This window comes from Modestobacter sp. VKM Ac-2982 (genome assembly GCF_026967935.1).
Classification (GTDB): Bacteria; Actinomycetota; Actinomycetes; order Mycobacteriales; family Geodermatophilaceae; genus Modestobacter.
This window is the reverse complement of sequence record NZ_JAPVBL010000006.1, coordinates 378156-401504: the sequence shown is the minus strand read 5'-3', so window position 1 is coordinate 401504 and position 23349 is coordinate 378156. Positions and strand designations below refer to the sequence as shown.

Annotated in this window: 20 protein-coding genes; 15 read left to right on the top strand and 5 right to left on the bottom strand. The window is 73.0% G+C overall.

Annotated features, from left to right (window positions below):
- Positions 1-59: 59 nt before the first annotated feature.
- Positions 60-1454, top strand: coding sequence for a CSLREA domain-containing protein (locus O2W20_RS21465; protein WP_269173660.1), 1395 nt, complete (start codon positions 60-62; stop codon positions 1452-1454).
- Between the two features lie 150 nt (positions 1455-1604).
- Here the strand turns inward: O2W20_RS21465 and O2W20_RS21460 are convergent, their stop codons facing one another.
- The 3 genes from O2W20_RS21460 to O2W20_RS21450 form a co-directional block, all read right to left on the bottom strand.
- Entirely contained in the window at positions 1605-2282 is a 678-nt protein-coding gene (locus tag O2W20_RS21460) for a zf-HC2 domain-containing protein (protein ID WP_269173659.1), read from the bottom strand.
- Positions 2279-2821, bottom strand: a complete 543-nt coding sequence (locus tag O2W20_RS21455) for a sigma-70 family RNA polymerase sigma factor (protein WP_269173658.1) — start codon at positions 2819-2821, stop codon at positions 2279-2281. The genes O2W20_RS21460 and O2W20_RS21455 overlap by 4 nt, the downstream gene beginning before the upstream one ends.
- 81 nt (positions 2822-2902) lie before the next feature.
- Positions 2903-4894: a S9 family peptidase gene (locus O2W20_RS21450; protein WP_269173657.1), complete on the bottom strand. Its 1992-nt coding sequence runs from the start codon at positions 4892-4894 to the stop codon at positions 2903-2905.
- 106 nt (positions 4895-5000) lie between these two features.
- Between O2W20_RS21450 and O2W20_RS21445 the strand changes: the two genes are divergently transcribed.
- The 13 genes from O2W20_RS21445 (at position 5001) to O2W20_RS21385 (ending at position 20671) form a co-directional block, all read left to right on the top strand.
- A complete protein-coding gene (locus tag O2W20_RS21445) occupies positions 5001-7520 on the top strand; it encodes an FtsK/SpoIIIE family DNA translocase (RefSeq protein ID WP_269173656.1) in 2520 nt (839 codons plus the stop codon).
- An 80-nt stretch (positions 7521-7600) separates the two neighbouring features.
- Positions 7601-9070 (top strand): 30S ribosomal protein S12 methylthiotransferase RimO, encoded by a 1470-nt coding sequence (gene rimO / locus O2W20_RS21440; RefSeq protein WP_269173655.1) that lies wholly within the window; start codon positions 7601-7603, stop codon positions 9068-9070.
- A 4-nt stretch (positions 9071-9074) separates the two neighbouring features.
- Positions 9075-9752, top strand: a complete 678-nt coding sequence (gene pgsA / locus O2W20_RS21435) for a CDP-diacylglycerol--glycerol-3-phosphate 3-phosphatidyltransferase (RefSeq protein WP_269173654.1) — start codon at positions 9075-9077, stop codon at positions 9750-9752.
- Positions 9749-10279, top strand: a complete 531-nt coding sequence (locus O2W20_RS21430) for a CinA family protein (protein WP_269173653.1) — start codon at positions 9749-9751, stop codon at positions 10277-10279. The genes pgsA and O2W20_RS21430 overlap by 4 nt, the downstream gene beginning before the upstream one ends.
- 130 nt (positions 10280-10409) lie before the next feature.
- Positions 10410-10850, top strand: coding sequence for a helix-turn-helix domain-containing protein (locus O2W20_RS22840; RefSeq protein WP_269173652.1), 441 nt, complete (start codon positions 10410-10412; stop codon positions 10848-10850).
- 131 nt (positions 10851-10981) lie between these two features.
- Positions 10982-11773, top strand: a complete 792-nt coding sequence (locus tag O2W20_RS21420) for a TetR/AcrR family transcriptional regulator (RefSeq protein ID WP_269173651.1) — start codon at positions 10982-10984, stop codon at positions 11771-11773.
- Between the two features lie 157 nt (positions 11774-11930).
- Complete coding sequence (locus tag O2W20_RS21415; protein WP_269173650.1) at positions 11931-13169, top strand: DUF4032 domain-containing protein; 1239 nt, start codon at positions 11931-11933, stop codon at positions 13167-13169.
- 288 nt (positions 13170-13457) lie between these two features.
- Complete coding sequence (locus tag O2W20_RS21410; RefSeq protein ID WP_269173649.1) at positions 13458-14663, top strand: extracellular solute-binding protein; 1206 nt, start codon at positions 13458-13460, stop codon at positions 14661-14663.
- Positions 14664-14718: 55 nt separating this feature from the next.
- Complete coding sequence (locus O2W20_RS21405) at positions 14719-15681, top strand: carbohydrate ABC transporter permease (protein ID WP_269173648.1); 963 nt, start codon at positions 14719-14721, stop codon at positions 15679-15681.
- Positions 15681-16514 (top strand): carbohydrate ABC transporter permease, encoded by an 834-nt coding sequence (locus O2W20_RS21400; RefSeq protein WP_269173647.1) that lies wholly within the window; start codon positions 15681-15683, stop codon positions 16512-16514. The genes O2W20_RS21405 and O2W20_RS21400 overlap by 1 nt, the downstream gene beginning before the upstream one ends.
- A gap of 43 nt (positions 16515-16557) precedes the next feature.
- Complete coding sequence (locus O2W20_RS21395) at positions 16558-17808, top strand: ABC transporter ATP-binding protein (RefSeq protein ID WP_269173646.1); 1251 nt, start codon at positions 16558-16560, stop codon at positions 17806-17808.
- Positions 17809-17977: 169 nt separating this feature from the next.
- On the top strand, positions 17978-19621 hold the full coding sequence (gene pgi, locus O2W20_RS21390; RefSeq protein ID WP_269173645.1) for a glucose-6-phosphate isomerase: 1644 nt from the start codon (positions 17978-17980) through the stop codon (positions 19619-19621).
- A 210-nt stretch (positions 19622-19831) separates the two neighbouring features.
- On the top strand, positions 19832-20671 hold the full coding sequence (locus O2W20_RS21385) for a PspA/IM30 family protein (protein WP_269173644.1): 840 nt from the start codon (positions 19832-19834) through the stop codon (positions 20669-20671).
- 74 nt (positions 20672-20745) lie between these two features.
- Here O2W20_RS21385 and O2W20_RS21380 read toward each other — a convergent pair whose 3' ends face one another.
- Together O2W20_RS21380 and O2W20_RS21375 are read right to left on the bottom strand one after the other, a co-directional pair.
- Positions 20746-21597, bottom strand: a complete 852-nt coding sequence (locus tag O2W20_RS21380) for a DNA-formamidopyrimidine glycosylase family protein (RefSeq protein ID WP_269173643.1) — start codon at positions 21595-21597, stop codon at positions 20746-20748.
- Positions 21598-21678: 81 nt separating this feature from the next.
- Positions 21679-22530 carry a DNA-formamidopyrimidine glycosylase family protein gene (locus O2W20_RS21375; RefSeq protein ID WP_269173642.1) on the bottom strand — a complete coding sequence of 284 codons (852 nt, stop codon included), beginning with the start codon at positions 22528-22530 and terminating at the stop codon, positions 21679-21681.
- Between the two features lie 157 nt (positions 22531-22687).
- Between O2W20_RS21375 and O2W20_RS21370 the strand changes: the two genes are divergently transcribed.
- Complete coding sequence (locus O2W20_RS21370) at positions 22688-23287, top strand: antibiotic biosynthesis monooxygenase (RefSeq protein WP_269173641.1); 600 nt, start codon at positions 22688-22690, stop codon at positions 23285-23287.
- Positions 23288-23349 lie beyond the last annotated feature (62 nt).

Genomic DNA, 23349 nt, shown 5'->3' with positions numbered 1-23349 from the left:
GTACCCACCGGTGTCCGGTGTTCGTCCGCCGGCCAGACCGATCGATGAGGAGACGACAGATGCGCACCAGATCACTGGCGGGTGCTGCGGCGTCAGCGCTGGCAATCAGCCTGCTGGCCGGCAGCCCAGCTCTGGCCCACGACGCCTGGGCCGCGGGCGACGGGCAGGGGAGTGCCCGGGACCAGAGCGACCGGCACCAGGGCAGCCGGGAGGACGACGACCGATACCACGGCAAGCACCGGGACCGGGGCGTCCAGGTCACCACCACGGCCGACACCGTCGACGCCGACCCCGGGAACGGTCGCTGCGCCGACGTCCACGACGAGTGCTCGCTCCGTGCCGCGGTGCAGGAGGCCAACGCGTCGGGCGGTGGCACGATCGAGCTGAGCAAGGGGACCTACCTGCTCAGCCTCACGAACGGCGATGCGGCTGGCGAGGACGACTCGGTGACGGGTGACCTCGACATCGCCGCCGAGATCACCCTCAACGGCAACGGGGGCGCGGTCGATGCGCAGGGCATCGACCGTGGCTTCGACGTGCTCGTCGGCGGTCGGCTGTCAGTGCGCGACCTCACGGTCACGGGCGGGGTGGCAGCGGGGACGGGGCTGCCCGCTTCCGGCGGCGGCCTGCGGAATGCCGGCACGCTGGAGGTCCAGCGCAGCACGATCACCGGGAACAGTGCCGTGCGGGCCGGCGGGGGGATCGAGGCGAGCGACGGGTCGACGACGACCGTCTCCTGGTCGAAGTTGTCGGGCAACTCCACCGGCGACGGTCCCGGCAACGGCGGTGGCCTGCACCTCACCGGCGCCGGCACGGTGGACGTCGAGCGCAGCGCGGTGACCGGCAACACGGCTGCGTCCGAGGGCGGCGGGTTGTGGAACTCCGGTCTCGGCACCATGACCGTGGACCGCAGCCTCATCGTCGGGAACACCGCCAGCGGTGCCGAGGCCACCATGGGCGGCGGCGGTCTGTTCCAGGAGGCGGGGGAGTCCGGGACGCTGGTCGTCACGCGCTCCGCGGTCAAGGACAACGTCGCCGATGGCGCATCCGGCTCCGGCGGCGGCATCCTCAACGACCAGGGCACCCTCGTGGTCGACCGCGCCTTGATCAGCGGCAACTCCGCGACGCGTGCCGGTGGCGGCATCGAGGCCAACGTCGGCACGACGACGCTCGAGCGCAGTCTCCTCACCGGCAACTCCACCGGTGACGGTCCCGGCAACGGCGGCGGCCTGCACCTGACCGGCGCCGGCACGGTGGACATCGACCGGAGCCAGGTGCGGGGCAACACCGCTGCAGCCGAGGGCGGAGGGCTCTGGAACTCCGCGACCGGGACCATGACCGTGACCCGCACGGCTGTCCGCGGCAACTCTGCACCGGTCGGCCCGGACGTCTTCCAGGACGGCCCCGGCTCGGGCCTCACCGTGGACGGGGAGCCGGTGCCGGCGACTCCCTGACCGACCGACGGCCGACACGAACGGCCGACAGCACGATCTCCGGCCGCGTCGGGGGGCAGCAACTGCCACCCGACGCGGCTGGAGCGCGTGGCCCGGACGTGCTCAGCGCCGGCCGGGACGTCTCGGGAGGTCGAGCTCAGGAGGTCGAGCTCAGAAGGTCGAGCGGAGCACGACCGCGCCGCTGGCGTCGACCACCTGGAAGCCCTCGGCGTCGGCGCGCAGGACCGGGGAGTTGAGGTTGCAGAACAGCTCCGCGGGGCCGGTTCCGAGGAAGGCCCCGGCGGGTGCCGCGTCCCCGCCGTCCTCGAGGACGGCGACCCGGTAGACCTCCCCGGCGGTGAAGCCGGCTCCGGCGAGCTTCACCTCCACACCCCAGGTGTGCGGCACGACGTCGGCGGTCGCGGTGATGTCCGGGTCGGTGACCTCGACGGCCACGCTCTCCAGCGGCGGTGGGGGCGGGACCGGCCGGACCAGCCAGCCGGCGGCGAAGGCCGCGGCAGCCGTGGCCAGCACGAGCGCACCGGCGGCGAGCCGGGTCCGTCGGCGGCGCCCGGTCGGGTCGGCCCGGGGGAGGGTGTCCTCGGCGGCGATCCGGGCCAGGACGGCGTCGGCCAGCCCGGCCGGGGGCGCCGGGTCCTCGTCGAGTCGGTCGGGGTCGGCGTCGGCGAGCCGGGCGGCGATCGGGGCCAGTTCGGCCAGCTCGGCGCGGCAGGCGGCACACCCCTCGAGGTGTGCCCGCACCACGGCGCGCTCCTCGGGGCTGCCCGCGCCCAGGGCGTACACGCCGAGCTCCTCGCGCAGTGCGCGGTGCGCCTGTTCCTCGTTCACGGTTCCACCCCCATCTCCTCCATCGCCAGCCGCAGTGCCTTCAGGCCGTAGAACACCCTGCTGCGCAGTGTGCCCACCGGTACGCCGAGCTCCGCCGCGACCTCGGCGTGCGGCCGGCCACGCAGGTGGGTCTCCACGATCGCGGCCCGGTGCTCGACCCCGATCCGACGCAGCGCCTCCTCGACCACCCAGGCGTCGACCAGGCGCTCGTCCAGGGCAGGTCCGGGCGGGCCGTGGTCGTCGTCCCGGGTGCCGTCGGTGAGCTGACGCTGCCACGGGCGGGCCGCGCCGCGTCGCGCCTCGTCGACCAGCAGGTTGCGGGCGATGGCGAACAGCCAGGTGCGCAGGCTGGCCAGCCTGGGGTCGAAGGACCCCGCGGACCGCCAGGCCCGCAGGAACACCTCCTGCACGACGTCCTGGGCGGCGCCCTGGTCACCCAGGTGGCGCAGGGCGAAGCGGTAGAGCTCCGGCCCGTGCGCGGAGTAGGCGGCCGGGACGTCGAGGTGGCCGGGCTCGGCCGGTCGCAGCTGCCGCACCATGTCCCACCTCCCGATCGCCGGATGCCCTGCGGTTGTGTACGGCGCTGGGACCGGATCGGTTCACCGGGTGTTGTGCGTGCGTCACGGACGCACGACCTCGATCGGGGTGATCCCCTCCTCGGCGGGGAGGGAGAAGCCCAGCACCTGGGCGTAGAAGGAGAGCTCGCCGTCCAGCGCGGTGCGGATGTTCTCCGCCTTGCGGAAGCCGTGCTGCTCTCCGGGGAAGAGCACGTACGCGTGCGGCACGCCCTTCGCCCGCAGGGCGGCGACCATCATCTCCGCCTGCTCCGGCGGCACCACCCGGTCCTCGTCGCCCTGGAACACCGCCAGCGGGGTGTCCAGAGCGTCGGTGGCGTTGATCGGCGAGCGCTCGGCGTAGACGCCGGCGCCGGCGGGCCACGGTGCGATCAGCCCGTCGAGGTAGCGGGACTCGAACTTGTGCGTGTCGGCGGCCAGCGCGGCCAGGTCGGCGACGCCGTAGTGGCTGGCCCCGGCGGCGAAGACGCCCGGGCGGAAGGTCAGCGCCGCCAGCGTCGTGTACCCGCCGGCGGAGCCGCCGCGGATCGCCAGCCGTGCCGGGTCGACCCGCAGCCCGGCGGGGCCGTCGCCGGAGGAGAGGTACCGGGCGCAGGCGACGACGTCGTCCAGGTCGGCCACGCCCCACTGCCCCTTCAGCGCCTCCCGGTAGCGCCGGCCGTAGCCGGTCGAGCCGCGGTAGTCGACATCGGCGACGGCGAACCCGCGGGAGGTCCAGTACTGGACGCCCAGGTCCAGCACCGACCGGGCGGCGGCGGTGGGCCCGCCGTGCACGAGGACCAGGAGCGGCGGCAGCTCGTCGTCCGGGCCGGTGACCTGGGGGTTGGTCGGCGGGTACACCAGCGCGTGGGCCTCGGCGACCCCGCTGGGCCCGGGCTCGGTGGGGAAGGTGACGTGCTGGGGGCGGGAGAACCAGGCCGGGTCCAGGCCGAGGTCGCGGGCCGGGCGGAGCACGGTGGCCGTCGCGTCGTCGACGTCCATCCGGAGGACGACGGGCTCGGACGCCGGCCCGCCGGCCACGCAGACCAACGAGCCACCGGCCGCGGCCAGCTGTCCGAACGCCGCCTGGTCCAGGGGCAGCTCGCGCAGCGTCCCGTCCGGCTCCCGCACGGCCAGCCGGTCGGCGCCGTCCCGGCCGTACGCCAGGACCGCCCGGCCGTCGCGCAGCAGGGCGAAGCGGCGCTGCCCGAACACCCACTGCGGTCCGGCGATGTCGGTGCCGGTGTCGACGACCAGCTCCGGCGGGGCACCGGGCGTCCAGCGGTACAGCGACCAGACGTCGGTGCGGTCGGCGAGGAACCACAACGCGCCGTCGGCGCCCCAGGTCGGCTGGACGATGGACTCCGGCTGCGCGCCCGATCGCCCGCCGGCCACCACGGTCTCGCCCCCGTCGGCGCCGCGGACGATGAGCTCGGCGGCGTCCCACGGCATGTCCGGGTGCTGCCACTGCAGCCAGGCGAGCGAACGGCCGTCGGGGGACAGTCGCGGGTCGGAGACGAAGTCGGGGCCGGTGACCAGCACGGTGGTCGTGCCGTCGCGCTCGACGCGCACCACCTCGTTCACCACGTCCGTCGCCACACCGCTCGCGCCGTGGGTCTCCCGGACGGCGAGCACGGCGCCGTCGGCGGTGGCCTGCAGGTCGGCGTGCCGGACCCCGGCCGGGACCGCGGGCTCCGGGGTCACCGCCACCGGCTCGCTGCTGCCCGGGTCGACCCGGTACAGCCGCTGGTCGGCGAAGTCGGTGAACCACACGGTGCCGGTGGCGACGGTCCAGGCGCCGCCGCCGTACTCGTGCACCCGGGTGCGGGCGTTCCAGGGGGAGGGGAGCAGGTCGGTGGTCGTCCCGTCCGGCGTGCGGCGGACCAGCGCGGTGCGGCCACCCTCGCTGGGGCGGCCCTCGGCCCACCACACGTCAGCGTCGTCTCCGGAGCCGTCCACGACGACCTCACCGAGCCGGGCGGCGGCCCGCACGACGAGCTCGGAGGTGATCGGCGTCGGCCAACTGCCGTGGGGGAGGGTCTGCTCGGGAGCGGTCACCCCGGTCACGCTAGCCAGCCGACGAGCTGGGTGTCGGCTGAGTCCGAGCCGGACACGCGGCGCTGGATGGGCCCCGGCACCGGCCTCGGCGATTACCGTCTGACGCATGCCTGCTCGCGCGTCGACGTCGAAACGGGCGCCTGCGCGCGGGAGCGCCCCGTCACGCCCGCGCACGGGCAGCACCGCTGCCAAGAAGCGCCCCCCGGCCAAGCGCGGTTCCACCGCGGCTCGCCGACCGGCGCCGAAGAAGAAGCAGGGCACGCTGGCCGGGAGTCTCTGGCGCGGTGCGACCGGCGCCTGGGGCCTGCTGGCCCGCGGCGCCGGCGGCGTGGCGCGCTCGGTGGCGCGGCCGGACGAGGCCGAGCCGCTGGGCCCCGAGCACCGCCGGGACGGCGTCGGCCTCGCTGTCCTGGGCCTGGCGATCGTGCTGGGAGCGGCCGTCTGGACCAACGGGATCGGTCCGGTCGGCGCCGGCCTGGCCACCGGGGTCGAGTGGACGATCGGTGCGCTGACCGTCGGGCTGCCGGTCGTGCTGTTCCTGGTCGCGCTGCGGCTGTTGCGGCACCCCCCGCACCCGGAGTCGCGCGGGCGGCTGATGATCGGCTGGCTCAGCGTGATCGCCGCCGTCGTCGGCGTCGCCCACGTCGTCGGCCCGGACGCTGATCCGCAGGACCGCACTGGTGCCGGCGGCCTGCTCGGCTGGGCGGTCGGCATGCCGCTGAGCGCCGGCGTGGGGCCGATCGTCACCGTGCTGCTGCTCGTCCTGCTCGCGTTCTTCGGCGTGCTCGTCGTGACCGCCACGCCGGTGCACCAGGTGCCCGAACGCCTGCGGGAGTGGGCCGACCGGCAGCTGGGCCGGGACGGCGACGAGGAGTACGACGACTACGACGAGTACCGGGACGAGGAGCCGGCGACCGAGCCGGTCCCGCGTGTGCGCAAGGGGCGCAAGGCCGCGGCCCCCGCGGTCGAGGACACCCTGGACACCGGGGCGGTGGACCTCGGTGCCCTGGACGACGCCCCGGCGGCGGTTGTCCACGAGCCGGCCCCCGAGCCCGTGCCGGTCCGCCGTCCGGCGATCATCGACCGCACGGCCCCGCCGGAGGACCTGCCGCCGATCGAGGAGCCCGAGCAGCTCCGGATCCAGCCGGTCGAGGGCGCCTACACGCTGCCCTCGGTGAGCGTGCTGCGCGCCGGCACCCCGCCCCGGGCCAAGTCCAAGGCCAACGACGTCGCCATCGAGGCGATCACCGGGGTGCTCGAGCAGTTCAACATCGACGCCGCGGTCACCAGCTACACCCGCGGCCCGACGGTGACCCGCTACGAGATCGAGCTGGGCAACGCGGTCAAGGTCGAGAAGATCACCGCGCTGACCAAGAACCTCGCCTACGCCGTCGCCAACGACAACATCCGGATCCTCGCGCCCATCCCGGGCAAGTCCGCGGTCGGCGTCGAGGTGCCCAACACCGACCGCGAGACGGTGAGCCTGGGCGACGTCATGCGCTCCCAGGTGGCCAAGCAGGACCCGCACCCGATGCTGGTGGGCCTGGGCAAGGACATCGAGGGCGGCTTCGTCTGCGCGAACCTGGCGAAGATGCCGCACCTGCTGGTGGCCGGTGCCACCGGTGCCGGCAAGTCCAGCTGCATCAACTCGCTGCTGACCTCGCTGCTGCTGCGGGCGACCCCCGACCAGCTGCGGATGATCCTGGTCGACCCGAAGATGGTCGAGCTCACGCCGTACGACGGCATCCCGCACCTGATCACGCCGATCATCACCGACCCCAAGAAGGCCGCCACCGCGCTGGCCTGGCTGGTGGAGGAGATGGAGCAGCGCTACCAGGACATGCGCGCCACCGGGGTGCGGCACATCGACGACTTCAACAAGAAGGTCGAGCGCGGCGAGATCACCACCCCGCCCGGCAGCGAGCGGGTGTACCAGCCCTACCCCTACATCCTCACCATCGTCGACGAGCTCGCCGACCTGATGATGGTCGCGCCGCGGGACGTCGAGGAGTCGATCGTCCGGATCACCCAGAAGGCGCGCGCCGCCGGCATCCACCTGGTGCTGGCCACCCAGCGCCCCTCGGTCGACGTCGTCACCGGCCTGATCAAGGCCAACGTGCCCTCGCGGCTGGCCTTCTCCACCTCCAGCCTCACCGACAGCCGGGTCATCCTCGACCAGCCGGGCGCGGAGAAGCTGATCGGCATGGGCGACGCCCTCTTCCTGCCGATCGGCGCCGGCAAGCCGATCCGCGTGCAGGGCGCCTACGTCTCCGACGCCGAGATCGAGGCGGTCGTCGAGTTCGTCAAGCGCCAGGGCGAGCCGGAGTACCGCGAGGAGGTCTTCACCGCCGCGGCGGGGGAGAAGAAGGAGATCGACGAGGACATCGGCAACGACCTGGAGCTGCTGGTCCAGGCCGTCGAGCTCGTCGTCACCAGCCAGTTCGGCTCCACCTCGATGCTGCAGCGCAAGCTGCGCGTGGGCTTCGCCAAGGCGGGGCGGCTGATGGACCTGATGGAGAGCCGCGGCATCGTCGGGCCGTCGGAGGGCTCCAAGGCCCGGGACGTGCTCATCAAGCCCGACGAGCTGGAATCGGTCATGTTCACCCTGCGCGGGGGAGAGGGCTGAGCGCGGACCCTGCACCGGTGTCGCCGGTCGGGGGTCCGGGCGACGCCTACGATGGTGCGGTGCCAGCCCTGCCCAGACCCATGACATCCCCCGAAGGGCAGCCCGCCGGTCCCGCTCCGCGGCGCGTTGCCGTCGTCACCCTCGGCTGTGCCCGCAACGAGGTGGACTCCGAGGAGCTCGCCGGACGCCTGGCCGGTGACGGGTACGAACTGGTCGCCGACGGCGAGGCCGCCGACGCCGTCCTGGTGAACACCTGCGGGTTCATCGAGAGCGCCAAGAAGGACTCGGTCGACGCGATCCTCGCCGCCACCGACTCCGGCGCCGAGGTGATCGCCGTCGGCTGCATGGCCGAGCGGTACGGCGCCGAGCTGGCCGGGGCGCTGCCCGAGGCCACCGTGCTGGGCTTCGACGACTACGGCGCCATCGGCGACCGGCTGGACGACGTGCTCACCGGCCGGCCGCTGGTCCCGCACACCCCGAAGGACCGGCGCACGCTGCTGCCGATCAGCCCGGTGCAGCGGACGGCGGCGACCCAGGCCCCGGACGCGCCGGCCATCCCCGGCCACGACTGGCTCCGTCGCAAGCGACTGGCCAGCGGCCCGTCCGCGGCGTTGAAGATCGCCTCCGGTTGCGACCGGCGCTGCGCCTTCTGCGCCATCCCCACCTTCCGTGGCTCCTTCGTCTCCCGCCCGGCCGGGGAGGTGCTCGGCGAGGCCCAGTGGCTGGCCTCGCAGGGGGTCACCGAGATCGTCCTGGTGAGCGAGAACTCCACCTCCTACGGCAAGGACACCGGCGACCTCCGCTCGCTGGAGAAGCTGCTGCCCCAGCTGGCCGCCGTCGACGGCATCGCCCGCGTGCGGGTGGCCTACCTGCAGCCGGCCGAGCTGCGGCCCGGACTGCTCGAGGTGATCGCCGCGACCCCGGGCATCGCCCCCTACTTCGACCTGTCCTTCCAGCACTCCTCGCCGACGCTGCTGCGCCGGATGCGGCGCTTCGGCGGCACCGAGGACTTCCTCGGCATCATCGAGCGGGCCCGGGCCCTGGCGCCCGGTGCGGGCTTCCGCACCAACGTCATCCTCGGGTTCCCCGGCGAGACCGAGGACGACGTCGCCGAGCTCGAGCGCTTCCTCACCGAGGGGCGGCTGGACGCCGTCGGGGTGTTCGGCTACTCCGACGAGGACGGCACCGAGGCGCTCGGACTGCCCGGCAAGCACGACCAGGTGGAGATCGACGCCCGCGTGCGGCGGATCACCGACCTGGTCGAGGAGCTGACCGCCCAGCGCGCCGAGGAGCGGATCGGCAGCACCGTGGAGGTGCTCCTCACCGAGGACCTGTCCGACGACGAGGAGCCCGGCACCTGGGCCGGTCACGCCGCGCACCAGGACCCCGACGCCGACGGCACGACGACCGTCTCCGGCGTGCCCGCCGACGCGGTCGCCGGCCAGCTGGTCCAGGCCGAGGTGGTCGACACCGAGGGCGTCGACCTGGTCGCCCGGGCGCTGCTGCCCGCGCACGGGGTGCCGGCGCTCGTCGCACCAGCCGGGGTCTGACCCGATGGGCGCGGTGGCACCAGGGGGGCCGGTCGACCCGGCGGCGACGCCGCCGCAGAGCGCCCGGCTGCTCAACCTGCCCAACGCGCTCACCATGCTCCGGCTGGCGGTCGTCCCGCTGTTCGCGCTCCTCCTGCTGTCCGAGGGTGGAGCGGACGACGCGCGCCGCGGCTGGGCCACCCTCTTCTTCGTCCTCGCGATCGTCACCGACCAGTTGGACGGCATGATCGCCCGCCGCACCAACCAGGTGACCGAGTTCGGCAAGCTCGCCGACCCGATCGCCGACAAGGCGCTCACCGGCACCGCGCTGATCGGCCTGTCCGTGCTGGGCCTGCTCCCGTGGTGGGTGACGGTGACCATCGTGGTCCGCGAGATCGGGGTCACCCTGCTGCGGTTCTGGGTCATCCGGCACGGCGTGATCGCCGCCAGCCGCGGTGGCAAGGCCAAGACCGTGCTCCAGTCGCTGGCCATCGGGATGTACATACTGCCCATCGACGGGCTGTTCGGGACGGCCCGGTGGTGGGTGATGGCCGCGGCGTTCGTGCTGACCGTCGCCACCGGCGTCGACTACGTCTACCGGGCCGTGAAGCTGCGCCGGACCAGCGCACGGGCCATGCGGGCGGCGGCGGCCCGGCGGACAGGCGCGGGTGACGAACCCGGTGCCGGTGGGGGCCGCCGATGAGCTCGCCGGGCACCGCCGAGGCGGCACAGCAGCTGCACGAGGCGCTGCTGGCCCGGGGTGAGACGGTCGCGGCCGCCGAGTCGCTGACCGCCGGCCTGTTCTGCGCCACCCTCGCCGCGGTGCCCGGCGCCAGCGCCACGCTGCGCGGTGGGGTCGTCGCGTACGCCACCGACCTGAAGACGACGCTGGCCGGGGTCGCCCCGGAGCTGCTGGCCACCTCGGGGCCGGTGAGCGAACCCGCCGCGGCTGCGCTCGCCGAGGGGATCCGCAGCCGCTGCGCCGCCACCTGGGGCGTCGGTCTCACCGGGGTGGCCGGCCCCGACCCGGTCGACGGGCACGCCCCCGGCCGGGTGTACCTGGGCCTCAGCGACGGGCTGGTCACCGTCGTCCACGAGCTGGACCACCCCGGCGACCGCGCTGCGGTGCGCGCCGGGGCGGTGCAGGAGGCGATGGTGCGGCTGCTGGGTCGGCTGGCCGAGCACCCGCTCCCCGGGAAGCCGGGGGACGGCGGGGGTGTTACGCCATGAGCGGACGGACCTCCACCGGCACGGTGACCCGGGTCATGGCCGCGTACGGTGAGCACACGGCGTCTCCCGACCGATCTGGTCAGCGGCGCTGCTCGTTCGACCTGCTCGTGAGAGTGGACAGGAGACGGCCATGACGCTGCTGCGCACCCAGCTGGGGAACACCCTGCGGGGCCACCGGCTGCGCCAGCGGCGGACGCTGCGCGACGTCTCCGGCGCAGCCCGGGTGAGCCTGGGGTACCTCTCGGAGGTGGAGCGCGGCCAGAAGGAGGCATCCTCCGAGCTGCTCGCCTCCATCTGCGACGCCCTGGACGTGGAGCTGGCCGACCTGCTGGCGGAGGTGAGCCTGGAGATGCGGCTCACCGAGCCGACCGGTCGCCCGGTCCGTCCGGTCGCCGTCGCCCGCCCGGGAGCCGGGGACGAGGAGGCCGCAGCCGCGGAGGCTGCCGACCAGCCGGCCGAGCAGGCGGCTGTCGAGGCGCCGGTCGCCGAGCCGGCCCTGGCGCTCGTGGGCATCGGCCAGTCGGCCCGCGCGGCCACCCGTGCCCGTGGGGCCGTCTCGCTCGCTGCCTGAGCGGGCTTCCACGCAGCACCCGGGCCCCCATCCAGGCCTTGATCCGTCCAGACGGGCCGGCGAACGCGACACGAAGCCCGCTCAGGGTCCACCTCCTTGACCCAGTGCGACGGAACGGGCACAAAGTGTCCATGTCTTCCCCCGGATCCCGTCCCCCGCTGCCGCAGCACCCCTCGCTCCCGGTGCCGACCGTCACCGGCCGGGGCGGGGTCACCGTGCTGGCGGCCGACGCTGCCGAGTCCGCGGCCGCCGAGGCCGCCGCTGCGGGCGGGCAGCACCTGACGACCCCGGTGCCGGTCGGGGCCGCGCTCCTGCAGCCGCCGCCGGCCGGCCACCACCTGACCGCGCCGGTGCCCTCGCTGGCGGTCGCCGTGCCGGCCCCGCGCCCCACGACCCCACGTCAGGACTCCCGTCGTCCCGCGCGCGCCGGGGTGCCGATGAGCCGCACGCGGCGCGGACTGCTCACCGGGGCCCGGGCGGCCTTCGCCGAGCGCGGGGTCCGCAAGACCACGATGCAGCACGTCGCCGCCGCCGCCGGGGTCGCCAAGGCCACGCTGTACAACCACTTCCGCACCAAGGACGACGTGGCGCACGCGCTCATCGCCTACGAGCTGGACCGGCTGGCCGCGCTCGCCGCCGAGCTCCCGCTGACCGTCGCCGTCCCCGCGCTGGCCGAGGAGGTCGGCGGGCACCCGGTGCTGCGCCGGCTGGCCGAGACCGAGCCGGAGACCCTCGTGCAGATGATGGCGCTGGACGCCGACCGCTGGGGCGACGTCGTCGTCACCCTCGGCTCGGCGCTGCGCATCTCCCGCCCCGAGGCCGAGCTGGTCTGCCGCTGGCTGCTGGGCCTGGTGCTGCAGCCGGGCACGGTGCAGGAGCGGGCCGCGCAGGCCGCCGTCGTGACCGGTCAGCTCGTCGGCTGACGCACGCGCGCATCGCCACGGCCGTCCCGGTCCCTGCCGACCGGGACGGCCGCGTGCCGTCCAGCCGCCACAGAGGGCCGTCGACCCGGACACGTGACATCGTGACGGGCGGCCCGCCCGAGTCGGACCCCGTGCCAGACCACCAGCGGAGCGCGTGATGCGGTACCTGTTCCGGCCCCCGGCCACCGAGGCCGCCGGCCTGCTGTCCCTGCCGTGGCACCAGCCGCTGGAGGAGTGGGACGAGTCCCTGCTGCTCGAGGTGCCGCAGCGCGGCATCTCGCGGCACGTCGTCCGGTTCACCGTGTCGGAGGGCCGCGTCTACGCCCTCAAGGAGATCGCCGAACCGCTGGCCCGGCACGAGTACGCGCTGCTCGCCGAGTTCGAGGGGGAGGGGTTGCCGTCGGTGTCGGTGCTGGGCATCTGCGTCGACCGGCCCGACGACCAGCAGGCCATCCTGGTCACCCGGTACCTCGAGTACTCGATGTCCTACCGGTACCTGTTCTCCGGCCCGCGCGCCGCGGACGACCCGATGAAGCTGCTGGACACCCTGGTGGAGCTGCTGGTGCGGCTGCACCTGGCCGGCGTCTACTGGGGCGACTGCTCGCTGTCCAACACGCTCTTCCGGCTGGACGCGGGGACCTTCACCGCCTACCTGGTCGACGCGGAGACCGCGGAGCGCCACCCCACGCTGTCGGCGCGCAAGCGGGCCTACGACGTCGACCTGGCCCGCGAGCGGGTCGGTGCCGAGCTGATGGACCTGCAGTCCGGGGAGCTGCTCGCGCCGGAGATCGACCCGATCGAGATCGCCGACAGCCTGCCGGTCCGGTACGAGGCACTGTGGGAGGAGGTGACCCGGGAGGAGGTCTTCCGCGCCGACGAGCAGGCGATCCGGGTCGCCGAGCGGCTGCAGCGGATCAACGACCTCGGGTTCGACGTCGGGGAGATCGAGCTGGTCACCTCCGGGGACGGTGCACGGCTGCGGGTGGAGACCCGGGTCGCCGAGCCCGGGCAGCACCGGCGTGAGCTGGTCCGGCTGACCGGCCTGGAGGTGCAGGAGAACCAGGCGCAGCGGCTCCTCAACGACCTGTGGTCCTATCGCGCCTACCTGGAGCAGCGGAGCGGCCGCCCGGTGCCGGAGACCGTCGCCGGCCACCGCTGGCTGACCGAGGTGTACCTGCCCGTGGTGGGCGCGGTCCCCGACGAGCTGGCCGGCCGACTGGAACCCGCCGAGGTGTTCCACGAGGTGCTGGAGCACCGCTGGTTCCTGTCCGAGGGGGCCGGTTTCGACGTCGGGACCTGGGCTGCCGTGCGCTCCTACGTACAGAACGTGCTGCCGCGGATGCCGGTCCAGCTGACCACGCCGTCGGTGATGGCGCACCGGTCCGACCCCCGCTGAGTCTCTTCCGCCGGGGCATCCGGCGGGAGGTCTCGACAGGATCTCGTTCCGGTTGACAGCCGGTGTGACCAAGGCCACTCTCCGAGGTCCGCAGCGACCACACACGTCGCTGGAGGCGATGGAGGTGGTGGCTCGGTGCCGGACGTCAGCAGGGTCGGAGACGACAGCATGCGGACCGGTCGGGCCGGTCCTCCCCACTCCCGCAGGCGGCGGCGGGGGATCGCCGGTGCCGCTGCGGCCGGTCTGCTGAGCTCCGTGCTCGCGGCCTGCGGCAGCGACGAGGGGGGCGTGCCGACGCTCACCTGGTACACCAACCCGGACTCCGGCGGTCAGGCCGAGATCGCTGCCCGGTGCACCGAGGCTGCCGACGGCGAGTACGTGATCGAGTCGGCGGTGCTGCCGCGCGAGGCGTCCCAGCAGCGGGAGCAGCTGATCCGGCGGCTCGCGGCCAACGACGCCTCGATCGACATCATGAGCCTGGACCCACCGTTCATCCCGGAGTTCGCCGAGGCGGGCTTCCTCGCACCCGTGCCCGAGGACGTCGCCGACCGGGTCACCGAGGACGTGGTGGAGAGCGCGATCGAGGGCTCCACCTGGAACGACGAGCTGGTCGCCGTCCCGTTCTGGGCGAACACGCAGCTGCTCTGGTACCGCGAGTCGGTGGCGGAGGCGGCCGGGCTGGACATGAGCCAGCCGGTCACCTGGGACGAGATCGTGCAGGCCGCCCAGGAGCAGGACGTGCAGGTCGGGGTGCAGGGGATCCGCGCCGAGGCCCTCACCGTCTGGTTCAACGCCCTCATCGAGTCAGCCGGTGGGTCGATCATCGAGGAGAACTCGACCGACCCCTCGGAGATCGAACTGGGGCTGACGTCCGAGGCCGGGATCCGCGCCGCCGAGGTGATGCGCATGATCGCCACCAGCGGCACGGCCGGTCCGGCGTTGTCGACGGCGAACGAGGACTCCACGGCGACGGCGTTCGAGGGCCCCAACGGCGGGTTCAACGTGAACTACCCGTTCATCTACCCCCGGGCCCTGGCCGGGGTGGAGGCCGGGACGATGGACGCCTCGGTGCCGGAGGACTACGGCTGGGCGATCTACCCGCGGGTGGACGCCGACACCCCCGCCGCGCCGCCCTACGGCGGGATCAACCTGGGCGTCGGCGCCTTCAGCGAGCACCCGGACCTCGCCTTCGCGGCCACCGAGTGCATCACCTCGACGGAGAACCAGGCCTACTACTTCGTCACCAACGGCAACCCGGCCTCGGACACCGCGGTCTACGACGACCCGGAGGTGCTCGAGCAGTTCCCGATGGCCCCGACCATCCGGGACTCCCTCGAGCTCGCGGCGCCCCGGCCGCAGACGCCGTACTACAGCGAGGTCTCCGGCGGGATCCAGCGCGTCTACCACCCGCCGTCGTCGGTCGAGCCCGAGCAGACGCCGGAGCAGGCCACCGAACTGATCAACGCCGTGTTGCGGAAGGAGCAGTTGCTGTGACCGAGCACGCGACGCGGGTCTCCGCGCATCCGTCCACCGCCGAGGGGGTGATCCGGTGAGCACCACGACGCTCCCCCCGGCGGAGAAGACCCAACCGGTCTCCGCCCCGGACGCCAAGACCAGCGACCGGGCCAAGAGCGAGCGGAAGCTCGGCTGGCTGCTGGCCGGCCCCGCCCTGGCGGTGATGCTGCTGGTGACCGCCTACCCGATCGCCCAGGCGGTCTACGACTCGCTCTTCGACTTCCGGCTGACCGACCCGGACAACCGGTCCTTCACCGGGCTGTCGAACTACGGGGTGATCCTGAGCGACTGGCTGTGGTGGCGGTCCCTGCTGGTCACCGGGTTCATCACCCTGGTGACCGTCGCCGTGGAGCTGGTCCTGGGCTTCGCCCTCGCCATGGTGATGGCCAAGGCGTTGAGCACGATCCGGCCGGTGCTGCGGGCCGCGATCCTCATCCCCTACGCGGTCATCACCGTGGTGTCGGCCTTCGCCTGGCAGTTCGCCTTCGACATCCAGACCGGCTTCGTCAACAGCTGGTTCGGCTGGCTGCCGGGCATCAGCGGGGACACCGACTGGTTCGGTGGCACCTGGACCTCGCTGCTGGTCATCTGTCTCGCCGAGATCTGGAAGACCACGCCGTTCATCTCGCTGCTCCTGCTGGCCGGGCTCGCCCAGGTGCCGGAGGTGCTGCAGGAGGCGGCGAAGGTCGACGGGGCGAGCTGGTGGCAGCGGATGCGCAAGGTCACCCTGCCGAACATGAAGGCCGCGATCATGGTGGCCCTGCTGTTCCGCACCCTGGACGCGTTCCGGGTCTTCGACAGCATCTTCATCATGACCGGCGGGGCGAACGCGACCGAGTCGGTCTCCTTCCTCGCCTACCGGCAGACCATCTCGCGGCTGGAGATCGGGTTGGGGTCGGCGGTCTCGGTGTTGCTCTTCCTGGCGGTCGTGTTCATCGCCATGAGCTTCATCAAGGGCTTCAAGGTCGACCTGTCCCAGTCGAGGGGGGAAGGCTGATGACGAGCAAGGAGAAGACCTGGTGGGGCGTCGCCGGCGTGGCGATCGTCATCTACGCGCTGTTCCCGATCGCCTGGATCGTGTCGCTGTCGTTCAAGGCGCCCAGCGCCCTGAACAACGGCAACTTCCTCCCCGGCGCCCCGACGTGGGAGAACTACTCCCTGATCCTGACCGGTGGGGCCAGCGACCTCTTCCTGCCGGCGTTGCGCAACTCGTTCGGCATCTGCCTGATCGCCACGGCGATCTCCTGCCTGCTGGCCATGTTCGCCGCCTATGCGATCGCCCGGCTGGACTTCCCGGGGAAGAAGTTCATCCTCGGGACGGCGCTGGCGGTGGCGATCTTCCCGGTGATCTCGATCGTCACGCCGCTGTTCAACCTGTGGCGCAACATCGGGCTCTACGACACCTGGCCCGGGCTGATCATCCCGTACCTGTCCCTCACGCTGCCGATCTCGATCTGGACGATGTCGGCGTTCTTCCGGGAGATCCCCTGGGAGATGGAGCAGGCCGCGCAGGTCGACGGCGCCACCACCTGGCAGGCGTTCCGCAAGGTGATCGTCCCGCTGGCGGCACCCGGGGTGTTCACCACGGCGATCATCGCGTTCTTCATCGCCTGGAACGACTTCGTGTACGGGATCTCGCTGACCTCGACCGAGGCCGCGCGACCGGTGCCGGCGGCCCTCGGGTTGTTCTCCGGTGCCTCCCAGTTCGAGGACCCCACCGGTGCGATCTCCGCGGCCGCGGTCATCGTCACCATCCCGGTCATCGTCCTGGTCCTGCTCTTCCAGCGGCGCATCGTCGCCGGCCTCACCAACGGCGCCGTCAAGGGCTGACGCCCTCCCGCCGACCCATGCTGATCGTGAAAGGGACGAACTGATGGCCTCGATCGAGATGAAGAACATCGTCAAGAAGTACGGCGACGGCTTCCCGGCGGTGAACGACGTGAGCCTGGACATCGACGAGGGGGAGTTCATGATCCTCGTCGGCCCGTCCGGCTGCGGGAAGTCCACGTTGCTGCGGATGATCGTCGGGCTGGAGGACATCACCAGCGGCGACATGGTGATCGGCGGCACCCGGGTCAACGACAAGGCACCGCGGGAGCGCAACCTGTCGATGGTCTTCCAGAACTACGCGCTGTACCCGCACCTGAGCGTGTTCGAGAACATCGCCTTCCCGTTGCGGCTGGCCAAGGTGGAGGACGCGGAGGTGCAGCGGCGGGTGAACGAGGCGGCCGACGTCCTGGAGCTGCACGAGCACCTGGAGCGCAAGCCGGCCAACCTCTCCGGTGGTCAGCGCCAGCGGGTGGCGATGGGCCGGGCGATCGTGCGCCAGGCCGAGGCGTTCCTCTTCGACGAGCCGCTGTCGAACCTGGACGCCAAGCTCCGCGGCCAGATGCGCACCGAGATCTCCCGGCTGCAGCGCCGGCTGGGCATCACCACCGTCTACGTCACCCACGACCAGACCGAGGCGATGACGCTCGGCGACCGGGTCTGCGTCCTGCGCAAGGGCAAGATCCAGCAGGTCGCCTCACCGCGCGAGCTGTACGAGCAGCCGGTCAACCTCTTCGTCGCCGGCTTCATCGGCTCGCCGCCGATGAACTTCCTCCCGGCCCAGCTCGAGGGCTCCCGGCTCACCACGCCGTTCGGCGACATCGAGCTCGACGAGCGCCGGGCGGCCGCGGTCGCCGGCCGAGACCTCCTGCTGGTCGGCATCCGACCGGAGTACTTCGAGGACGCATCCCTGGTCGACGAGGCCAAGCGGCCGCTCGGCTCGGTGTTCACCGCCCGGGTGGACGTCACCGAGTGGCTCGGTGACTCGCAGTTCGCCTACATCCCCTACGAGGCGCCCGACGAGATCCGCACCCAGCTGCGCGAGCTGTCCAAGGAGCTGGACTCCGAGGAGCTGCGCACCCAGGCGATCGTGTCCATCGACGCGACCAGCCGGATCCGGGAGGGCCGGGACGCCGAGTTCTGGCTGGACAGCCGCAAGGTGCACGTCTTCGACCCGACGACGGGGGACAACCTGACCCGGGACGCCGAGGCCGGTGCCGAGCTCACCCGGCTGGCGGCCGAGGACCGGGTCGATCAGGTCCAGTCGGCGGAGGGCGAGGGGATCAGCGCCGCCTGACGGCGTCCCGGGGGTCGGCCGCAGGCGGCGGCCGACCCCTGCTGCCGCTGCGGGGAGGGCCGCGCCGGGCAGCGGTCAGACCCCGGGCATGATCATGCCCGGGGTTTGTGCTGCGGCATCGCTGCGCACCTGTCCCGAGAGACCCTGGCCGGACACTGGAGGCAGCAGCATGGACATCACCGCGACCGACGAGTGGGCAGCCCTTGCCGACCACCACCGCGCGGTCGGCGCCCGGACGCTGCGCGAGCTGTTCGCCGAGGACCCCGGCCGCGGTGAGCGGCTGACCGGCACCGCCGGCGACCTGCACGTCGACCTCGCCAAGCACCGGGTCACCGACGAGACGCTCCAGCTGCTGACCGCGCTGGCCGAGCGGGCCGGCGTCCCGGAGCGGATCGCGGCGATGTTCCGCGGTGAGCACATCAACACCACCGAGGACCGCGCCGTCCTGCACGTGGCGCTGCGGGCACCGGAGTCGGTGCCGCTCACCGTCGACGGCCAGGACGTCAGCGCCGACGTGCACGCGGTGCTGGCCACGATGCGCACCTTCGCCGACCGGGTGCGGTCGGGGGAGTGGAAGGGGCACACCGGCGAGCGCATCCGGGCCGTGGTGAACATCGGCATCGGTGGCTCCGACCTCGGCCCGGCGATGGCCTACACCGCCCTCGCCGACTACAGCGACCGCGGGATCACCGCCCGCTTCGTCTCCAACATCGACCCGACCGACTTCGCCGAGAAGACTCGCGACCTGGACCCGGCGACCACCCTCTTCGTCGTCTGCTCCAAGACCTTCACCACCCTGGAGACGCTCACCAACGCCACCGTGGCCCGGGACTGGCTGCTGGCCTCGGGTGCCGACGAGTCGGCGGTGGCGAAGCACTTCGTCGCGGTCTCCACCAACACCGACGCCGTGGCCGAGTTCGGCATCGACACCGCGAACATGTTCGAGTTCTGGGACTGGGTGGGCGGCCGCTACTCCTTCACCTCGGCGATCGGGCTCTCGCTCATGGTCGCGATCGGACCGGACGCCTACGCCGAGATGCTCGCCGGCTTCCACGCCGTCGACGAGCACTTCCGCACCGCGCCCCTCGCGGAGAACATGCCGCTGGTCCAGGGGTTGCTCAACGTCTGGTACACCGACTTCTTCGGTGCCCAGAGCCACGCGGTCCTGCCCTACAGCCAGTACCTGTCCCGGCTGCCGGCCTACCTGCAGCAGCTGACGATGGAGAGCAACGGCAAGTCCGTGCGGGCCGACGGGCAGCCGGTGACGACGGCGACCGGCGAGGTGTACTGGGGCGAGCCCGGCACCAACGGCCAGCACGCCTTCCACCAGCTGCTGCACCAGGGCACCTCGCTCATCCCGGCCGACTTCATCGGGTTCGGCGAGCCGAACCACGACATCGGCGAGATGCACGACCTGCTGATGGCCAACATGTTCGCCCAGAGCGCTGCCTTGGCGTTCGGCAAGACGGCGGAGGAGGTCGCCGCCGACGGGACGCCGGCCCACGTCGTCCCGCACAAGGTGATGCCCGGCAACCGGCCCTCGACGACGATCCTGGCGCCGAAGCTGACCCCGTCGACGCTGGGGCAGCTGATCGCCTTCTACGAGCACACCGTCTTCACCCAGGGCGCGATCTGGCAGATCGACTCCTTCGACCAGTGGGGCGTGGAGCTCGGCAAGGTGATGGCCCGCCAGCTCGCCCCGGCCCTGACCAGCGAGGCGGCGCCGGACATGGGCAGCCCGGAGATCGACGCGGACGCCTCCACGGCCGCCCTGGTCGGGCACTACCGGCGGCTCCGTGGCCGCCCGGTCTGAGCCCGCCCTGTGTCCCCAGCAGTGATCGGGTGACCTGATCACCGACCGTCCCCCCGTGCCAGCGTTGGTGCGGGGGGACGTGCGCGCAGTGCACCGGAGCGTGTGCGGTGGCTGGCCGGAGACGCCGCCTGGGACGATGATCGGGACAGTGTCATCCGTGTCGCACCGCCCGCCGCCCGGCGGGGCTGGAGCACCGGACCAGGAGGAGCCATGCCGAACCCGTTCGTGAAGCTGTGGAAGTACCTGACGGCCTCGGCCAACAACCAGATCGACCAGCGCGCCGATCCGAAGATCCAGATCCAGCAGGCGATCGAGGCGGAGCAGCAGCGGCACCAGGCCCTGGCCAACCAGGCCGCCGCGGTGCTGGGCAACCAGCGGCAGCTGGAAATGCGGCTCAGCCGGCAGCTCGGTGAGATCGAGAAGCTGCAGGGGTCGGCCCGGCAGGCACTGACCCTCGCCGACCAGACCCGCGCCGCCGGGGACGCCGCCAAGGCCGCCGACTACGAGCAGGCTGCGCAGGCCTTCGCCACCCAGCTGGTCGGTGCCGAGCAGTCGGTCGAGGACCTCAAGCGCAGCCACGACGAGGCGCTGCAGGCCGCCGAGCAGGCCAAGGGCGCGGTCGAGACCAGCCGGATGCGGCTGCAGTCGACGCTGGCGGAGCGCACCAAGCTGATGTCGCAGCTGGAGCAGGCCAAGATGCAGGAGCAGGTGTCGGCGTCGCTGCGGTCGGTCAACGAGCTGTCCGCACCGGGCAACACCCCCAACCTCGGTGAGGTCCGCGACAAGATCGAGGCTCGCTACGCCACCGCGCTGGGCCAGGCGGAGCTCGCGCAGGACTCGGTCGAGGGTCGGATGCTCGAGGTCGAGAAGGCGACCATCGACGTCGCCGGCGCCTCCCGGCTGGCCGAACTCCGTGCGTCGATGGGCGGTGGCACCCAGGCCATCAGCGGCAACCAGGCCGCCGGCGCCATCGAGCAGGGCACCCCTCCGGCGACCGGGCTCGGCGCCGAGACCCCGGCTGCCCAGCCGGCGGAGCGGCCCGAGCAGTAGGACCACTCTGCCTCGTACGTCAGAGGCGAGCCCCCGGAGCCCCGTCGTCCTGCCGGACGGCGGGGCTCCGTCGGTCAGGTGGCGGCGATCGACGCCGGATGGCCGGGTTCCCCGGTGCGAGCGAGCGGGTCGATCGGGCTGCGTGCGGCCTGGCACGACGGGCACCAGTAGGTCACCCGTTCCTGGGTGTCCGGCCCCTGGTCGCCGAGCAGGATCGGCGTGCGGCAGCGGCGGCACGGCCGGCCGCGGCGGCCGAACACCCAGTGGTCCTCCCCGCGCCGGGTGGAGCCGGTGGTGCTCTGCTCCGGGTGGTCGCGATTGGCCAGCATCAACGTGCGCGCGCGTTCGACCAGCCCGCGCAGGTCGGGGACGTCGGCGACCCGCGTCCACGGGTGGGTGCGGGTCATGAACAGCGTCTCGACCTTGTAGAGGTTGCCGATGCCGGCGAGGTTGCGCTGGTCGAGGACCGCGACGCCGATCTGCTCGTCCGGGTGCGAGCGGAGCCGGCGCAACGCCTCGTCGAGGTCCCAGCCCGGGCCGAGCACGTCGGGTCCGAGATGTCCGACCAGCTCGCCCTCACCGCTGGTCGGCACGATCCGCAGGTCGTGCAGCCGGTAGCCGACGCAGTCCCACTCGTCGGTGGCCAGGATCGCGCGGATGCTGTGCGCGGGCCCGCCCTTCCACGGGGTGCCCTTCCGGTAGATGTGCCAGCTGCCGTCCATCCGGTAGTGCGTGCGCAGCGTGCGGCCGTCGGCGAGGCGGGTGAGCATGTGCTTGCCGCGGGGGACGACCTCGGTGACGGTGGCGCCGGTGAGGTCCACGGTGGCCAGCTGGGGCACGCGCAGCTCGCCCTTGGTGAGCCTGGCGCCGGCCAGCGCGGTGTTCATCCGCTGGGCGGCCAGCCAGACTGTGTCTCCCTCGGGCATCCCGCCATGATCCCCGCCCGCGCTCTCTCCTGCCGGACCTGGCAGCCGTCGGGCCCGGCACTCCTGGCGGCTCCGGCGTCGTCAGTACCTGGCGCGGCGCGCCTCCGACTCGGGCTCCCCGGTGCGCGCCCGCGGATCGACCGGTGCGGGCGTGGCCTGGCAGCGCGGGCACCACCAGGTGACCCGCTCCTGCAGGTCGGGGCCCTGGTCGCCGAGCAGGATCGGCGTCCGGCAGCGCCGGCAGGGGCGGCCCTTGCGGCCGGCGACCCAGTGGTCCTGCCCGCGGCGGGTCTCGCCGGTGGTGCTCTGCTCGGGGTGGTGCCGGTTGGCCAGCATCAGCGTGCGGGCCCGTTCGACCAGCCCGCGCAGGTCGGGGACGTCGGCGACCCGCGCCCAGGGGTGCACGCCGGTCAGGAACAGCGTCTCGACCTTGTAGAGGTTGCCGATGCCGGCGAGGTTGCGCTGATCCAGGATCGCGACGCCGATCTGCTCGTCCGGCTGCGAGCGGAGCCGGCGCAGGGCCTCGTCGAGGTCCCAGTCCGGGCCGAGCACGTTGGGCCCGAGGTGCCCGACCAGATCGGCCTCCTGGCTGGTGGGGACGATCCGCATGTCGTGCAGCCGGTAGCCGACGCACTCCCACTCGTCGGTGGTCAGCACAGCGCGGATGCTGTGCGTGGGCCCGCCCCGCCACCGGGTGCCTCGCCGGTAGATGTGCCAGCTGCCGTCCATCCGGTAGTGCGTGCGCAGCGTGCGGCCGTCGGCCAGCCGGGTGAGCATGTGCTTGCCGCGGGGGACGACCTCGGTGACGGTGGCGCCGGTGAGGTCGACCGCAGCCAGTTGCGGCACCCGGAGCTCGCCGCGGCGGAGCGTGGCGCCGGCCAGCGCTGAGTTCATCCGCTGGGCGGCCAGCCAGACGGTGTCTCCCTCGGGCACGCCGACCATGGTCCCCGCGCGGGCGGGCCGGCTGCTCGGTGGCGGTGAGCTCCTGTCCCGGCCGACGGTCCGCCTCCCTCGGGCGGGTGGCCTCGTGTGAGGGGGGCGACAGGCGGGAACAGGCGGCTTTCCCTCAGCGCTGAGAGACCCTGTGACCGTGACGACCCGCTTGCGCAGCCTGCCGGTGCGACTGACCGGCAACACCGCGGCCCGGCAGCCCGCCCCGGCGTCCGAACCGGTCACCGTCACCGTCGCCCGAGTGGTGCGCCCGGACCAGCAGAACGCCTTCGAGCGGTGGGCAGCTGACGTGCAGGAGCTGGTCGCGACCTTCCCCGGTCACCTGGGTTCGTCGTTGCTCCGCCCCGGCCCAGGCAGCGACGAGTACCACCTGGTCTACCGCTTCCGGGACGACGAGTCCCTCGCCTCCTGGGAGCGCTCGCCCGAGCGGCGTGCGGCGCTGGACCGGGTGCACCAGCTGGTGGAGGACGAGCGGGTGGCCCGGGCCGTCGGGCTGCAGAGCTTCTTCGCGGTCCCCGCCCGGCCCGGTCCGGCCTGGCGCAGCTGGCTGCTCACCGTGGCCGTCGTCCTGCTGTTCACCTCGACCTTCCAGCTCCTGGCCGTGCCGCTCGTCGGCGACTGGCCCTGGCCGCTGCGGCTGCTGCTGTCGGCGGCCTACGTGGTGACGGCGCTGCGGCTGTCCATGCCCCGGCTCAGCCGCTGGCTCGGTCCCTGGCTGCAGGGCTCCCGCCGCTCCTGACGCACCCCCGCGCCCACCCGCTGTGTGCGCGCCTGCCGCGTCGCGGGATCGCCTTCGCCATC